Here is a 16,131-nt window from a genome sequence, read left to right as displayed (position 1 = left end):
GGCCCCCGCACCCCGACCCTCCGCATGGGCTCGCCGCGCCGCCGCCTGCGCGTGACGATGTTCGGCCTGCTCTTCGCCTTCTCCCTGTTCGCCGGCCGCCTCTTCCAGCTCCAGGCCGTCGACGCCGGCGGTTACGCCGCGGCCGCCGAGAAGGGCCGCGAGGCCAACGCCACGCTGCACGCCAGCCGGGGCGCGATACTGGCCGCCGACGGCACGCCGCTCGCCGTCTCCGTCGAGGCCTATGACGTCACCGCCGACCCGACGCTGGTCGCCCGCTATCACGAGGACGTCGACGATCTCGCCGCGAAGCTCGCCGGGCTGCTCTCGGCCGCCCCGGAGTACGCGCAGGGCGGCGCGCCGAGCGTCGCGGACCTGCGGGCCGGGCTGACCAAGACGGACACCCGCTACGTCGTGCTGGCGCACAAGGCCTCGCCGGCGACCTGCGCGAAGATCCGGCAGCTGGCCGTGTCCAACACCAGCACCCCGAACAGCACCGTCGGGGTCTACACCAACGCCCGCGACGACCGCCGCACCTATCCCGGCGGCACGCTGGCGGCGAACCTCGTCGGCTTCACCGACACCGACGGCGTCGGCAAGGCCGGGATCGAGCAGATGCTCAACGACAAGCTGGCCGGCAAGAACGGCCAGGAGTCCTACCAGGCGGCCTCCGGTGTGGAGATCCCGACCACCGGCGTGAACCTGAAGCCGGCGGTGGACGGCGAGAGCGTCAAGACCACCATCGACCCGGACATCCAGTGGGCCGCCGACCAGGCGCTGTCCCAGGAGGTGCAGAAGACCGGCTCGGTGTCCGGCACCGTCGTGGTCGAGGACGTGAAGTCCGGCCAGATCCTCGCGCTGTCGAACTACCCGACCTTCGACCCGCGCCACATCACCGCCGCGGACGGCCCGAACCTGGGCAACCGCGCCTTCACCGAGCCCTTCGAACCCGGCTCGGTGGCCAAGGTCATCACCATGTCCGCGGCCATCCAGACCGGTGTGGCCGAGCCCGACACCCAGCTGCCGGCCTTCACCTCGCCGCAGCGCGTCGGCCGCTACATCTTCAACGACGACGTCTCGCACGGCCCCTGGAACCTGACCATGACCGGGGTCCTGGCCGCCTCCTCGAACGTCGGCACCATCGAGGTCGCCGACCTGTTCCAGCCGCACGGCCTGGACCGCGACCAGACCCTCGCCAAGTACCAGCGGCTGTTCGGCTTCGGCCAGAAGACCGGCATCGGCTTCCCCGGCGAGAGCGCCGGCCTGCTGGACCCGCCGGAGAAGTGGAACGACACCGAGCGCTACACCGTCCTGTACGGCCAGGGCCTGGCCGCCACCGCGGTCCAGGACGCCTCGGTCTACCAGACCATCGCCAACGGCGGCGTCCGCATCGCCCCGACCCTGGTCCAGGGCTGGACCGACCCCTCCGGCAAGTACACCCCGGCCGCCGCGCCGCAGCAGACGCCGGTGGTCAGCGCCGCGACCGCCTCGAAGGTCGCCGACATGCTGGAGGCGGTCACCACCTCCCAGCGCGGCACCGGCACCACGGCCCAGATCCCCGGCTACCGCGTCGCCGGCAAGACCGGCACCGCGAACCGTTACGACGACAAGCTGGGCCGCTACAACGGCTACACCGCGTCGTTCATCGGTTTCGCCCCGACCGACAAGCCGCAGATCGTCGTCGCGGTGTCGCTGCAGGCCCCGGTCGGCGCGCACTTCGGCGCCGAGATCGCCGCGCCGGTGTTCACGCAGGTCATGTCGTTCGCGTTGCAGAGCCGAGGCGTCGCGCCGACCGGCACGCCGGCGGCGAATCTGCCCACCACCTACGGATCCGGTAACTGACCGGTTCGGCCCGAGCGCGGGACGGGACGCGAATATCGGCGAGGAGCTGAACGCACGACCGCGCTCCGTGAACCGGTAGCCTTCCGCTCGTGCCCCAAGTGACCGTCCCCGCCGATCCGACGACGTATCGGGATCCCATGACCTCCACGCCGCGCCCGCAGAACATCCCGCAGCACAGCGTCCGCGCCTGTGCGGAGTACGTCGGCGCCGCCGTCGTCCCGGTGGACGCGCCGACGGAGGCCCTGGAAGCAGCGGTCACCGGGATCTCGCACGACTCGCAGGCGATCCGGCCCGGCGACCTGTACATCGCCTGGCCCGGCGCGGCGCGGCACGGCGCCGAGTTCGCGCCCGGCGCGGTGGAAGCCGGAGCCGTCGCGGTCGTGACCGACGCGGCCGGAGCTGCGATGCTCGACGGCCTGGCCGTCCCGGTCCTGGTGGCCGAGGACGTGCGCGGTCTGGCGGGCCGGCTGTCGGCGTACGTGTACGGCGAACCGGCCACGCACCTGGCGATGTACGGCGTCACCGGCACCAACGGCAAGACCACCACCAGCTACCTGATCGACGGCGGTCTGCGCCGGGCCGGCCTGAAGACCGGCGTGATCGGGACCGTGCAGATCCTGATCGGCGACGAGGTGGTGCCCTCCGTGCGCACCACCCCGGAGTCCCCGGACCTGCAGGCGATCCTGGCGACCGCCGTGGAGAAGGGCGTCGACGCGGTCGCGATGGAGGTCTCCAGCCACGCGCTGGCCTACGGCCGCACCGCCGGGATCCGGTTCAAGGCGTCCGCGTTCCTGAACCTGACGCAGGACCACCTGGACTTCCACGCCGACTTCGAGGACTACTTCGAGGCCAAGGCGAAGCTGTTCACCCCGGGCTACACCGAGCGCGCGGTCGTCGACGTCGACGACGCGCACGGCCGCAGGATCGTCGAGCGCTGTCGGGCCAACGGCGTCGAGGTGCACACTTTCTCCATCAAAGGCGAGCCCGCCGACTGGAGCGCCGAGGACATCGAGCTCGGCGCCGACGCCTCCACGTTCACCGTCGTGGGCCCGGACGGCGGCCGGCACAAGGCCCGCGCGGGGCTGCCCGGGGACTTCAACGTCGCCAACGCGCTGGCCGCGGTCGTGCTGCTGACAGTGAGCGGGATCGAGCTGGAGACCGCGATCGCCGGGGTCGGCGACGTGCACGGCGTCCCGGGCCGCATGGAGCGGGTCCAGATCCCGGGCCAGCAGTTCCTGGCGGTCGTCGACTACGCTCACACCCCCGACGCCGTCGAGACGGCGCTGCGCGCGCTGCGCCCGGTCGCCGAGCGCGGCCACGGCCGGCTGCGCGTCGTGGTGGGCTGCGGCGGGGACCGAGACAAGAGCAAACGGCCGCTGATGGGCGCCGCCGCGGTGCGGCTCGCCGACGAGACCGTGTTCACCGATGACAATCCGCGTACGGAAAGTTCAGCGGACATTCTCGCGGCCGTCACCGCCGGCGCCGACGCCGAACTGGCCGGTGCCGACCAGAATTACCGCGTGGTGGCCGACCGGGCCGAGGCGATCGCCTCGGCGGTGGCCGCCAGCGGCCCCGGCGACGTGCTGATCGTCGCCGGCAAAGGACATGAGCAGGGGCAGGAGATCGCAGGAGTGAAGAAGCCGTTCGACGACCGGGTGGTGCTGCGCGCCGCTTTGGAGGCGTCGGCTGGGGCCACCGCGGCTGGGGCCGAAGCAGAGAAGGGCCACAGCGAGCAGTGAGCCCCCATAATCTCGGTTGGATCGCGCAGACCGTGGGCGGGACCCTCAGCGGTCCCCCCGGCGCCACACAGGAGGAGCTCGCGGAGCTCGCCGTCACCGGGCCCGTGGTGTTCGACTCGCGGGACGCCGCCCCCGGAGCGCTGTTCGCCGCGTTCCCCGGCGAGAACGCCGACGGGCACGCCTTCGCCGCGTCCGCCGTGGCCGGCGGCGCCGTCGCCGTCCTGGCCGCCCCGGACGAGGCCTACCGCAAGCCGTGGGAGGGCCGGGGGAGCGTCCCGACCGTCACGATCCCGGACGGCGACCTGCTGCGGGCGCTGTCCGCGCTGGCCACCGCGCACTTGGCCCAGCTGCCCCGGACCACGGTCGTCGGCCTCACCGGCTCGGCCGGCAAGACCACCACCAAGGACCTGATCGGCCGGCTGGTCAGTGAACTGGGCCCCACGGTGGCCCCGAAGGGCAGCTTCAACAACGAGCTCGGATTCCCGATCACCGTGCTGCGGGCCGACGAGGACACCCGGTACCTGGTCGCCGAGATGGGCGCGCGCGGCATCGGGCACATCAGGCGCCTGACGACGATCGCGCCGCCCCGGCTCGGCGTGGTGCTGAACGTCGGCAGCGCGCACCTCGGCGAGTTCGGCAGCGTCGACGCCATCGCCGAGGCCAAGGGCGAACTGCCCGCGGCCGTGCCGGAGGCCGGGAACTGCAACCCCGACCGGGACGGTGTGGCGATCCTCAACGCCGACGACCCCCGGGTGCGCGGCATGGCCGGGCGCACCAAGGGCCGCGTCGTGCTGTTCGGCGAGGCGCCGGACGCCGACGTGCGCGCCGAGGACGTCCGGGTCGGAACCGACGGCCGCGCGAGCTTCACCCTGCTGTACCGCGACGGCGAGGGGCCGCACCGGTACCCGGTCGAGCTGCGGCTGGTCGGCGAGCACCAGGTGTCCAACGCGCTGGCCGCCGCCGCGACCGCGCTGGAGCTGGGCCTGCCCGGCGCGAAGGTGGCCGAGGTGCTCTCCGCCGCCGAGCCGGACAGCAAGTGGCGGATGGCGATCGGCGAGTCGCCGGACGGCGTGACCGTCGTCAACGACGCCTACAACGCCAACCCGGAGTCGATGCGCGCGGCGCTGAAGACGCTGGCCACGCTGGCCCGCTCGCGCCCCGGCGCGCGCTCCTGGGCGGTGCTGGGCACGATGGCCGAGCTCGGCGCGGACTCCGCGGTCGAGCACGACGCCGTCGGGCGCCTGGCGGTGCGGCTGAACATCGCGCAGACCGTCGCGGTCGGCCCGGGCGCCGCCGCGATCCACAGCGGCGCGTCGATGGAAGGGTCCTACGACGGGGAGTCGGTCGCGGTGCCGGACGGCGAGGCCGCGCTGGCCTTCGTGCGGGCCGGGGTGCGGCCGGGTGACGTGGTGCTGGTGAAGGCTTCGCGGGCGATCGGGCTGGAGTGGGTGGCCGCGGCGCTGCTGGAGGGCGCGGCCTCGGGCGCCGGGGAACGCGCGCCGTCGCAGACGAGCGGTGTGGGAGGTGGCGTCCGGTGAGCATGTTCGCGGCGGTCCACGCCGGGGTGGGCGCGGTGGTGCCGCACGCCGGCTCGGAGGGCGGCCTGCAGATGCGCGGAGTGCTGTACGCGGCGGGGATCGCGCTGTTCTTCTCGCTGATCGGCACGCCGATGGCGATCAAGACCCTGGCCCGCTACGGCTTCGGCCAGCCGATCCGCGAGGACGGCCCGACCACGCACCAGGCCAAGCGCGGCACGCCGACCATGGGCGGCGTGGTGATCGTGCTGGCCACGGTGCTCGGCTACGGCTTCACCAAGCTGGCGACCATGCGCATGCCCACCGCCTCCGGGATGCTGGTGCTGTTCCTGATGGTCGGCATGGGCCTCGTGGGCTTCACCGACGACTTCCTGAAGGTGTTCCGGCAGCGCTCGCTGGGCCTGCGGGCCAAGGCGAAGATGATCGGGCAGTGGATCGTGGCGATCGTCTTCGCGGTGCTGGCCCTGCACTTCCCGAACTCCCTCGGCTTCAAGCCGGGCGACACGCACCTGTCGTTCGTGCGGAACATCTCCGCGATCGACCTCGGCGCGGTCCTGTTCGTGATCTGGGCCGGCCTGCTCATCGCCGGCACGTCCAACGGCGTGAACCTGACCGACGGCCTGGACGGCCTGGCCACGGGTTCGTGCGTCATGGTGTTCGCGTCCTACGTGCTGATCGGCGTCTGGCAGCACGGGGAGTCGTGCGCCACGCTCGGCACCGGCGTCCAGGGCTGCTACCCGGTCCGAGATCCGCTCGATCTGGCGATCGTGGCGGCGGCGGTGATGGGCGCCTGCTTCGGCTTCCTGTGGTGGAACACGGCCCCGGCGAAGATCTACATGGGCGACACCGGCTCCCTGGCCCTCGGCGGCGCGCTGGCGGGCCTGGCGATCTGCTCCCAGACGGAGCTGCTGCTGGCGCTGCTCGGCGGCCTGTTCGTGATCATCACCCTGTCGGTGGTGATCCAGGTGGGCTACTTCAAGATCAGCGGCGGCAAACGCGTGTTCAAGATGGCCCCGCTGCACCACCACTTCGAGCTCGTCGGCTGGGCCGAGGTGACGGTGGTGGTGCGGTTCTGGATCATCTGCGGGCTGTTCGTGGGGCTGGGGCTGGGTGCCTTCTACGCCGGGTGGATCACCGTCAAGTGAGCCGGCCGGTCAGTGGGTCGTCACGGATCTCGTGACGGCCCAAGGACCCTTCTCGACGATCTTCTCGACGGCCGCCACCACGTGATCGCAGGAGTCACGCGGCGGACCGGGCCAGATCGCGGTGCCGTGCGCGTCCACGAGGGCGACGGCCGGATCCAGGTCGGCGTAGGCCGCGCAGGCCATGACCGGGCCTCGGTATTCGAGGTCGGTGGTGGAGCGGTAGGCGGCTGTCAGGGCGCTCAGAGCCTGGGGATCCTGGATCTCGGCCTGGGTCTGGGTGGTCGACATTCCGTCACCGAACTCGCCGCACCTGACGGCTCGCACCGGCGTGAAGCCCGGCGGGATGGGCCCGCCCCGTCCACCGATGTGGTCCGGTGCTGAGCCGTCCGCGTTCTTGAGCGTGTTCACGGGCGGTGTGAGCGTGCATTCAGGCGTGACGTAGACCGGTGCCCCGGTCGGCATCCGCGTCGCGACCCTCACCAGCGAGCTGCTCGTGGAGTCGGGGGCGTACCGCCACCCCGCGACGGCCCCGCCCGTCGCCGCCAGAACCACCGTGCCGAGCGCCGCCACAACCGTGAGCCTCATGGTGCTTCGACGCGGGGGGCGGCGTGTCGGTTCCCCGGCTCCCCGCTTCCCCGGCCCCTACGCGTGCGCCCAGCTCTTCGCGACCCGCTCGGCCAGCGCCGTGAGGTGGAACTCGGCGTGCGCCATCGCCTCCTGCGTCGAACCGGCCTGCTCGGCGACCTCGTACGCGGCGGCGAACCCGGCGGCCGCCAGCTCGCGCTTGCCGACCTCCACGAGGCCGGCCAGGACCAGGCAGGGGCGCCCGGACGCCAGTGCCGCCTCGGCGACGCCGGTCGGGACCTTGCCGCCGAGCGAGCTGTGGTCGAACCGGCCCTCGCCGGTGATGACCAGGTCCGCCTCGGCGATCAGGTCGGCCAGGCCGGTCTCGGCGATGACCGTGCGGATGCCCGGCACCCGCCGGCCGCCCAGCAGCATCAGGCCGTAACCGAGGCCGCCGCCCGCGCCCGCGCCGGGGGCGTCGAGGGTGCGGCGCAGCGCCCCGGGCTCCTGGCCGATGGCGCCGGCGAGCTCGGCGAAGTGCGTGAGGGCGGCGTCGAGGCGCTGGACGTCGTCGTCGGTGGCGCCCTTCTGCGGTCCGAAGACCGCCGCCGCGCCGCGCAGGCCGAGCAGCGGGTTGTCCACGTCGCTGGCGATGACGATCTCGACGCCTTCCAGGCGCCGCCGCGGCTCGGTCAGGTCCAGCGAGTGCAGGCTCTTCAGGGCCCCGCCGCCGGCCCGCAGCACCTCGGCCGGCTCGGCGCCGAGCGCGGCCAGCAGTCCCGCGCCGCCGTCCGTGGTGCAGGTCCCGCCGAGCCCGATGACCAGGCGCTCGGCGCCGTCGTCCAGGGCTGCCGCGATGAGCTCGCCGACGCCGTACGTGGTCGCCGCCTTGGCGTCGCGCTGCTCGGCCGGCACCAGGTGCAGCCCGCAGGCCTCGGCGACCTCGATGTAGGCGGTGGGGTGCCCGGCGACGTCCGCCTCGCCGGCGGGGCCGCCGCTCAGCTCGATCAGGTACCGCCCGGTCACCTCGGTGCCCAGCGGGCCGGTGACCGTGGCCAGCTGCTCGCCGAAGCGCCGCCGCCCCTCGAACGCGTCGGCCAGCGAGTCCAGGAAGCCCGGGCCGCCGTCCGACATGGGAACGCCGGTCACGGTGTCGTCCGGCGACGTCCGGAGCCATCCGGCGGTCACGGCTTGCACGGCCTCCGGGGCGGTGAGCGTCCCGGCGAACTTGTCCATGGCGATGACGATGTGCACGCTCCGGATGCTAATCGGTTTCCGCGGGGCGGCGTTGTGACGTCCGCCACGCCGGCCCGACCCGGCTTCTCGTCACACTGACACCAGGGTATGATCTATTAACGTCAGATAGACGAAAAGGGGTAACGGCGATGACGACGACCACTGTTCCGGCGCCAGCCTTCCAGGAGCCGACGCCCACGCCGGTCAGCCTGCTCCTCCTGGGCCGCACCGCCGACCCGCGCAGCGAGCGCGGCGTCGAATGCCCGGGCGACCTCCCCCCGGCCTCCGACCCCGACCTGGTGGCCCGCGCCGCGGCGGCCAAGGCGAAGCTGGGCGACCGGCTGTTCGTCCTGGGGCACCACTACCAGCGCGACGAGGTCATCCAGTTCGCCGACGTCACCGGCGACAGCTTCAAGCTGGCGCAGCAGGCGGCGGCCCGGCCGGAGGCGGAGTACATCGTCTTCTGCGGCGTGCACTTCATGGCGGAGTCCGCGGACATCCTGACGAGCGACGCGCAGCAGGTCATCCTGCCGGATCTGGCTGCCGGCTGCTCGATGGCCGACATGGCCACCGCCGAGCAGGTGGAGCGCTGCTGGGAGCGGCTGGAGGACCTCGGGATCGCCGAGGGCGTGGTCCCGGTCTCGTACATGAACTCCTCGGCGGACATCAAGGCGTTCACCGGCCGGCACGGCGGGACGATCTGCACGTCGTCGAACGCCGAGCGGGCGCTGGAGTGGGCCTTCGACAAGGGTTCGCAGGTGCTGTTCCTGCCGGACCAGCACCTCGGGCGCAACACCGCGGTCCGCGACCTGGGCTTCTCGCTCGACGACTGCGTGGTCTACAACCCGCACCGCCCCGACGGCGGCCTCACCGACGACCAGCTCCGCGCCGCGAAGATGATCCTGTGGCGCGGGCACTGCTCGGTGCACGGCCGGTTCACCCCGGAGACCGTGGACGAGGTGCGCGAGCGGATCCCCGGCGTGAACGTGCTGGTGCACCCGGAGTGCAAGCACGAGGTGGTGGAGAAGGCGGACTACGTCGGCTCCACGGAGCGCATCATCGCGCTGCTGGACGAGGCGGAGCCGGGCAGCGCCTGGGCCATCGGCACGGAGCTGAACCTGGTGAAGCGGGTCGCTGCGGCGCACCCGGACAAGCAGGTCGTGTTCCTGGACAAGAGCGTTTGCTACTGCTCGACGATGAACCGCATCGACCTTCCGCACCTGGTGTGGACGCTGGAGGCGCTGGCCGACGGCCGGGTGCCGAACGTGATCGAGGTGGACGCGGACACGGCGCACTTCGCGCGGGTCGCGCTGGAGCAGATGCTGGCGCTGCCGTAGCCCCCGCAACCCGTGAAATCACTCCATCGCGGGGTATGACCCCCCGCACAGCCCGGCCCGCACCTTCCAGACCTGTGCGACGATGGGGACGGAATAGCTTCCGGCGGCGCGTGGTTCCCCTTGTTGTGCAGGCGCGCTCCACGGGGCGCCGGTGTCCAGTAGAAGGAGTACGCATATGACCGTGCAGACGGAGACCTCGTCGGAGGCGACTGTCGCGCAGGGCATCGTCCTGAGCGCCGAGGCGGCGTCCAAGGTGAAGTCCCTGCTGGAACAGGAGGGCCGCGACGACCTGTCGCTGCGCGTCGCCGTGCAGCCCGGTGGCTGCTCGGGTCTGCGCTATCAGCTCTACTTCGATGACCGCTCCCTCGACGGCGACGTCGTCGCCACGTTCGACGGGGTGAACGTCGTCACCGACCGCATGTCGGCCCCGTACCTGGCCGGCGCGACGGTGGACTTCGTCGACACCATCGAGAAGCAGGGCTTCACGATCGACAACCCGAACGCGGGTTCGTCGTGCGCCTGTGGCGACAGCTTCAGCTAGAAGAAAACGACCCGCCCGGACCCGCACAGCACCTCTGAAGGTGTGTGAAGGCCGGGGCGGAGGTTAATACGGTGGGTGGGCCCGTTCGCGGGTCCACCCATTTGCCGTGCCCGCAGGACGTCGCGCCTTCGTCATACCCGAGCAGAATCGAGTCCCCCGTGCGTGTTGCCGTCGCCGGTTCCATCGCGACAGACCACCTGATGAGCTTCCCCGGCCGCTTCTCCGAGCAGCTGGTCGCCGAGCAGCTCCACACCGTTTCGCTGTCGTTCCTGGTCGACTCCCTGGAGATCCGCCGCGGCGGCGTGGCGCCGAACATCTGCTTCGGCATGGGCAAGCTGGGCCTGCGCCCGATCCTGGTCGGCAGCGCCGGCGAGGACTTCGGCGAGTACCGCTCGTGGCTGGAGCGGAACAACGTGGACTGCGAGTCGGTGCGGATCAGCGAGCTGCTGCACACCGCGCGCTTCGTGTGCACCACGGACGCCGACCACAACCAGATCGCGTCCTTCTACACCGGCGCCATGGCCGAGGCGCGGCTGATCGAGATCGGGCCGATCGCCGACCGGGTCGGCGGGCTGGACCTGGTGCTGATCGGCGCCGACGACCCCGAGGCGATGCTCCGGCACACCCAGGAGTGCCGCGAGCGCGGCATCCCGTTCGCCGCCGACCCCTCGCAGCAGTTGGCCCGAATGGGTGGCGAGGACATCAAGCAGCTCGTCGACGGCGCGCAGTACCTGTTCACCAACGAGTACGAGGCCGCGCTGATCGAGCAGAAGACCGGCTGGGACGCCGACGAGATCCTGCGCCGGGTCGGGGCCCGGGTGGTCACGCTCGGGGCGAACGGCGTGCGGATCACCCGGCGGACCGAGGACGGCGACGTCCAGGTGCTCGAGGTCGCCACCCCGAAGGAGGAGGCGAAGTCGGACCCGACCGGGGTCGGCGACGCCTTCCGCGCCGGCTTCATCGCCGGCCTGTCCTGGGGCACCGGCGAGGAGCTGGCGGCGCAGGTCGGCTGCATGCTGGCGACGCTGGTGATCGAGACGATCGGCACGCAGGAGTACGACCTGAGCCGCGGCCGGTTCCTGGAGCGGTTCTCGGTGGCCTACGGCACCGCCGCCGCCAGCGAGGTCGTGCGGCACCTGGCGGGCTGAGGCGGCCGGACCGGAAAGACCTGTTGGGCCGAATGAGCCAGCTGGGCCGAACGGGTCGAGTCGGCTAGGCCATCGGAGTTAACGAGTCAGCCGGATCAGAGGGGAGAAGCCGCGCTCAGCGCAGCTTCTCCAACACCCTCGGCAGCACGGCCAGGAAGCGCTCCACGTCTTCCTCGGCCGTGCCGAACGGCAGCGACACCCGCACGTTGCCCCGGTCCGCGGCGCCCATGGCGACCAGCACGTGGCTCGGCGTGACGCTGTCCGACGTGCACGCCGACCCCGAGGACACCTCGAACCCGGCCTCGTCCAGGTCCAGCACCAGCGCCTCGGCGTTCACCGCCGGGCAGGAGAACGCGACGAGGTTCGGCAGCCGGTCGTCCGGGTCGCCGAACACCTCGATGTCGTCCGCGACCGCCGGCAGGGCGGCGCGCAGCCGCTCGGTCAGGGTCCGCAGCCGCACCGCCTCGGCCTCCCGCTCCTGCTCCCGGGCCACCAGGGCCGCGGCCGCCGCGACGACCCCCGGCAGGTTCACGGCCCCGGGCACCCGGCCGTCTTCGTGTTCGTCGACGGCCCACGTCGGCGCGAACCGCGTCCCCTTGCGGACGGCGAGGATCCCGACCCCGGTCGGCCCTCCCCATTTGTGAGACGAAGCACACAGCACCGACCACTCCCGCGGCACCGGCATCCGCCCGACCACCTGAGCGGCGTCCACGAGCAGCGGCACCGAGGCCTCGACCGCGGCTTCGAACACCGGCGCCAGCGGCTGCACCGTGCCGACCTCGTGGTTGGCCGCCTGCAGGCACGCCAGGGCGGTTCCCGGGACCCGCAGCTCGCCGGCGAAGGCCTCGACGTCCACCCGGCCGAGCCGGTCCACGCCGACGGTCGCCACTGTGTTCTCCAGCGCGGCGTTGTGCATCCCGGCGGGGTGCGGCCCGGCGGCAGCGTGCAGCTCGGCCGCGTGCAGCACCGCGGAGTGCTCGACCGCTGACACCACGAGCCGGTTCCCGATCCGGCGCCGTCCGGCCAGCACCCCGGCGACGCCGGCGTGGATCGCCGCCGTCCCCGAAGGAGTGAACAGCACCTCCCGGGCCCGGCAGCCGAGCACCTCGGCCACCGCCGCCCGGGACTGGTCCAGCAGCATCCGCGCCCGCCGCCCGGACCGGTACAGCCGGGCCGGGTCGGCCCAGCCCTCGTCGAGGGCCGCCAGCAGCGCGGCGCGGGCGGCCGGGTGCGGGGGCTCGGCGGAGGCGGCGTCGAAATGAGTCACACCCTTGACGATACGGACCCTGCGCCCTCACCCGCGGTACTCGTCCGGGCGCGCGCTCGGGCCGCACTCCGGCCACGCGCTCGGGCCACGCGCTCGGGCCACGCGCTCGGGCCACGCGCTCGGGCCACGCATTCCGGCGGCGTGTTCGGGCCGCGCACTCCGGCGCTTTCCGGCCGCGCACATGCGGCACGCCGCACCGTCACCACCGCCGCAACCGGTGCGCTCATCAGATCAACGCCCGTCAGTTCGGCCGGAAGTGTGACCGTCGCACCCCGCCACACGCGTTAACCGGGACCTCCGCGCAAGTGGCAATCGGGGCTGGAGTAGGGTTTGGCCGCGAGAGAGAAGACACCGCCCCTGGCAGGGCCGTGACGTGCGGGCACACCGGGTGCGATCCCGGCGGTCCGCCGCGTGCCTGCCGCCAAGGCTTGAACCTCGGGAAGGCAACCTTGAGTCCACACGGCTCCGACCCGTCGCCGCAGCGCACCTCACCGGCGCGGCGATCGCGGCGCGCGAAGCTCGGCGTTCTTGCCGTGGCCGGCTTGGTCGCCATGACCGCCACCGGCTGCAATGTAGACGAAGCAAAGCGGCTCGGGGTTCCCGCGCCCGCCACCAAGGAAGCGCCGATCATCCTGCACCTGTGGCAGGGCTCGTGGATCGCCGCGCTCGCCGTCGGTGCCCTGGTGTGGGGCCTGATCCTGTGGTGCGTCGTTTTCTACCGCCGCAAGCGCACCGGGATCGAGATCCCGACCCAGACCCGCTACAACCTGCCGATCGAAGTGCTCTTCACGGTCGTGCCGTTCATCATGATCGCGGTGCTGTTCTTCTTCACGGCCAAGGACGAGTCCAAGCTCCTCGCGCTGCACAAGAACCCCGACGTGAAGGTGAACGTCGTGGGCCGGCAGTGGTCCTGGTCCTGGAACTACAACTACGACGCCGTCTCCGGTCAGGCGACCCCGGGGCAGCCGGCCGTCTACGACGCCGGCACCCCCGCGGACCTGCCGGTGCTGTGGCTGCCGGTGAACGAGCGGGTGCGCTTCACCCTGACCTCCACCGACGTCATCCACTCCTTCTGGGTCCCGAACTTCCTGTTCAAGCTGGACGTGGTCCCCGGTCGCATCAACGAGTTCGAGCTCACCCCGAACAAGGAGGGCGAGTTCATCGGCCGCTGCGCCGAGCTGTGCGGTGTCGACCACTCCCGGATGCTGTTCAAGGTCAAGGTCGTCTCCGCGGCCGAGTACCAGCAGCACCTGCAGGACCTGGCCAACAAGATCGACCCGGTGACCGGCAAGGGCCAGACCGGTCAGATGCCCGTGGGTTACAACCCCAACGGCGTCCCGCTGCGCGTCGGCCCGCTGACCGGCATCGGCAACGACTCCACAGGGAAAGAAAAGTGACGGCCATCAGTGAACCGCGCGCAGTGAGCGCGCCGTACGAGCGCCGTGAGCCCGGCAACATCGTGGTCAAGTGGCTGACGTCCACCGACCACAAGGTGATCGGGTACATGTACCTCATCACGTCGTTCTGCTTCTTCGGCATCGGCGGCCTGCTGGCCCTGCTGATGCGCGCCGAGCTCGCCCGGCCGGGTCTGCAGTTCCTGACCACGGAGCAGTTCAACCAGGCGTTCACCATGCACGGCACGATCATGCTGCTGATGTTCGCCACCCCGCTGTTCATCGGGTTCGCGAACGTCATCGTGCCGCTGCAGATCGGCGCCCCGGACGTGGCCTTCCCGCGGCTGAACATGTTCGCCTACTGGCTGTTCCTGTTCGGCTCGCTGATCGCGGTCGGCGGCTTCCTCACCCCGCAGGGTGCGGCGGACTTCGGCTGGTTCGCCTACGCGCCGCTGACCGACGCGATCCACTCCCCGGGCATCGGCGCGGACATGTGGATCATGGGTCTGGCGCTGTCCGGGTTCGGCACCATCCTCGGCGGCGTCAACTTCATCACCACGATCATCTGCATGCGCGCGCCCGGCATGACGATGTTCCGCATGCCGATCTTCACCTGGAACATCCTGCTGACCGCGGTGCTGGTCCTGATGGCGTTCCCGGTGCTGGCCGCCGCGCTGTTCGCGCTGGAGGCGGACCGCCGGCTCGGCGCGCAGATCTTCGAGGCGGACAACGGCGGGGCGCTGTTGTGGCAACACCTCTTCTGGTTCTTCGGACACCCGGAGGTGTACATCGTCGCGCTGCCGTTCTTCGGCATCATCTCCGAGATCATCCCGGTCTTCAGCCGCAAGCCGATCTTCGGCTACAACACGCTGGTCATGGCGACCATGTCGATCGCCGGCCTGTCGGTGACGGTGTGGGCGCACCACATGTTCACCACCGGCGCGGTGATGCTGCCGTTCTTCGCCTTCATGTCGTACCTGATCGCGGTGCCCACCGGCATCAAGTTCTTCGACTGGATCGGCACCATGTGGCGCGGCTCGCTGAGCTTCGACACACCGATGCTGTGGTCGGTCGGCTTCCTGGTCACGTTCCTGTTCGGCGGTCTGACCGGCGTGCTGCTGGCCTCCCCGCCGATCGACTTCCACGTGCAGGACTCGTACTTCGTGGTCGCGCACTTCCACTACGTGCTGTTCGGCACGGTGGTGTTCGCGATGAACGCCGGCTTCTACTTCTGGTGGCCGAAGTTCACCGGCAAGATGCTGGACGAGCGGCTGGGCAAGATCCACTTCTGGATCCTGTTCGTCGGCTTCCACACCACGTTCCTGGTGCAGCACTGGCTGGGCGCGGAGGGCATGCCCCGGCGGTACGCGGACTACCTGGCCAGCGACGGGTTCACGACACTGAACACGATCTCCTCGATCGGCTCGTTCGTGCTCGGCGCCTCGACCCTGCCGTTCCTGTACAACGTGTACATCACCGCCAAGCGCGGCAAGAAGGTCACGGTCGACGACCCGTGGGGCTACGGCCGCTCGCTGGAGTGGGCCACCTCCTGCCCGCCGCCGCGGCACAACTTCACCTCGCTGCCGCGCATCCGCTCCGAGTCCCCGGCCTTCGACCTGCACCACCCCGAGGTCGCGGCGCTGGACATGGGTCACGGGCACGGCAAGAAGGCCGCGGTCGGCGCCCCGGACAAGCCGTCGGCCTCGACTCCGACCGACAACGAGGACGGTGCCAAGTGAAGGTCGAAGCCAAGCTCTTCGGGTTCGTCGCCGTCTTCCTGATGATCGACATCCCGGTGTACTGGGCCCTGTCCAAGGACACGGTCGGCACCACGGCGCTGTCGATGGCCTTCGGCCTGTGCGCCCTGGTGTGGTTCTACCTGTACTTCACCGCGATCCGCATCGGGCCCCGCCCGGAGGACCGCGACGACGCGGAGATCTCGGAGATGGCCGGCGAGCTCGGCTTCTTCGCCCCGCACTCGTGGTGGCCGCTGTACACCGCGGGGTCCGCGGCGCTGGCGTTCATGGGCGTCATCTTCGGATGGTGGCTGCTGCTGGTGGCGTTCCCGTTCGGGGCGTACTCGGTGATCGGGCTGGTGTTCGAGTACTACCGGCGCGAGAACAACCGGTACGGCGAGGCGGGGGCAGGGCACTGACGCCCGTGGGTTGATTTTTTGGTTGATCTTTTGAAGGAGCCGGGCCTCGGAGCGATCCGAGGCCCGGCTCCTTTGTGTACCGGGAACGTATCGGTTGACCGTCTTTCGAGATCGGATGCAACGCGAGGGGGGTCTTCGGCGTCTATCCGGGTGTAAGGCTCAAAAGCACAGGAGAACCAGGACGGGGAGGCCTCGTGGCACACCGCATCGGGCAGGGTGTTACGGCAGGCG

The 16,131-nt window shown here is 71.1% G+C and carries 13 protein-coding genes; 10 read left to right on the top strand and 3 right to left on the bottom strand.

What is annotated here, in order from left to right:
- From GWK61_RS43015 to mraY, 4 genes are all read left to right on the top strand, one after another.
- Positions 1-1,839 (top strand): peptidoglycan D,D-transpeptidase FtsI family protein (locus GWK61_RS43015; RefSeq protein ID WP_228563883.1); only part of this gene is annotated, 1,839 nt, incomplete at its 5' end.
- An 89-nt stretch (positions 1,840-1,928) separates the two neighbouring features.
- Positions 1,929-3,578, top strand: coding sequence for a UDP-N-acetylmuramoyl-L-alanyl-D-glutamate--2,6-diaminopimelate ligase (locus GWK61_RS43010; RefSeq protein WP_323748017.1), 1,650 nt, complete (start codon positions 1,929-1,931; stop codon positions 3,576-3,578).
- Positions 3,575-5,116: a UDP-N-acetylmuramoyl-tripeptide--D-alanyl-D-alanine ligase gene (locus GWK61_RS43005; protein ID WP_438939814.1), complete on the top strand. Its 1,542-nt coding sequence runs from the start codon at positions 3,575-3,577 to the stop codon at positions 5,114-5,116. The genes GWK61_RS43010 and GWK61_RS43005 overlap by 4 nt, the downstream gene beginning before the upstream one ends.
- A gap of 71 nt (positions 5,117-5,187) precedes the next feature.
- Positions 5,188-6,258, top strand: a complete 1,071-nt coding sequence (gene mraY / locus GWK61_RS43000) for a phospho-N-acetylmuramoyl-pentapeptide-transferase (protein WP_194917882.1) — start codon at positions 5,188-5,190, stop codon at positions 6,256-6,258.
- A 9-nt stretch (positions 6,259-6,267) separates the two neighbouring features.
- Here mraY and GWK61_RS42995 read toward each other — a convergent pair whose 3' ends face one another.
- A complete protein-coding gene (locus GWK61_RS42995) occupies positions 6,268-6,843 on the bottom strand; it encodes a hypothetical protein (protein ID WP_194917876.1) in 576 nt (191 codons plus the stop codon).
- Between the two features lie 57 nt (positions 6,844-6,900).
- Positions 6,901-8,076: a glycerate kinase family protein gene (locus GWK61_RS42990; RefSeq protein ID WP_194917873.1), complete on the bottom strand. Its 1,176-nt coding sequence runs from the start codon at positions 8,074-8,076 to the stop codon at positions 6,901-6,903.
- A gap of 131 nt (positions 8,077-8,207) precedes the next feature.
- Here GWK61_RS42990 and nadA point away from each other — a divergent pair, with 131 nt between their 5' ends.
- The 3 genes from nadA to GWK61_RS42975 all read left to right on the top strand — a co-directional run bounded on the left by nadA (position 8,208) and on the right by GWK61_RS42975 (position 11,084).
- A complete protein-coding gene (gene nadA, locus GWK61_RS42985) occupies positions 8,208-9,395 on the top strand; it encodes a quinolinate synthase NadA (RefSeq protein ID WP_194917871.1) in 1,188 nt (395 codons plus the stop codon).
- A gap of 175 nt (positions 9,396-9,570) precedes the next feature.
- Positions 9,571-9,936: an iron-sulfur cluster insertion protein ErpA gene (erpA, locus tag GWK61_RS42980; protein WP_194917869.1), complete on the top strand. Its 366-nt coding sequence runs from the start codon at positions 9,571-9,573 to the stop codon at positions 9,934-9,936.
- Between the two features lie 158 nt (positions 9,937-10,094).
- Positions 10,095-11,084, top strand: a complete 990-nt coding sequence (locus GWK61_RS42975; RefSeq protein ID WP_194917868.1) for a carbohydrate kinase family protein — start codon at positions 10,095-10,097, stop codon at positions 11,082-11,084.
- A gap of 115 nt (positions 11,085-11,199) precedes the next feature.
- On the opposite strand, the gene GWK61_RS42970 is transcribed toward GWK61_RS42975, so the two are convergent.
- Positions 11,200-12,351: a cysteine desulfurase family protein gene (locus tag GWK61_RS42970; protein WP_194917866.1), complete on the bottom strand. Its 1,152-nt coding sequence runs from the start codon at positions 12,349-12,351 to the stop codon at positions 11,200-11,202.
- 449 nt (positions 12,352-12,800) lie between these two features.
- Between GWK61_RS42970 and ctaC the strand changes: the two genes are divergently transcribed.
- The 3 genes from ctaC to GWK61_RS58950 are packed head-to-tail and all read left to right on the top strand — an operon-like array spanning position 12,801 to position 15,900.
- A complete protein-coding gene (ctaC, locus tag GWK61_RS42965) occupies positions 12,801-13,748 on the top strand; it encodes an aa3-type cytochrome oxidase subunit II (protein ID WP_438939813.1) in 948 nt (315 codons plus the stop codon).
- Positions 13,745-15,484: an aa3-type cytochrome oxidase subunit I gene (ctaD, locus tag GWK61_RS42960; RefSeq protein ID WP_194917864.1), complete on the top strand. Its 1,740-nt coding sequence runs from the start codon at positions 13,745-13,747 to the stop codon at positions 15,482-15,484. The genes ctaC and ctaD overlap by 4 nt, the downstream gene beginning before the upstream one ends.
- The gene (locus GWK61_RS58950; RefSeq protein ID WP_194917863.1) at positions 15,481-15,900 is read left to right on the top strand and encodes a cytochrome c oxidase subunit 4; all 420 of its coding nucleotides are present in this window, start codon (positions 15,481-15,483) and stop codon (positions 15,898-15,900) included. The genes ctaD and GWK61_RS58950 overlap by 4 nt, the downstream gene beginning before the upstream one ends.
- Positions 15,901-16,131: the final 231 nt, after the last annotated feature.

Origin of the sequence: Catenulispora rubra (assembly GCF_015356825.1) — a bacterium.
GTDB lineage: Bacteria > Actinomycetota > Actinomycetes > Streptomycetales > Catenulisporaceae > Catenulispora > Catenulispora rubra.
This window is presented reverse-complemented; position numbering and strand designations above follow the sequence as displayed.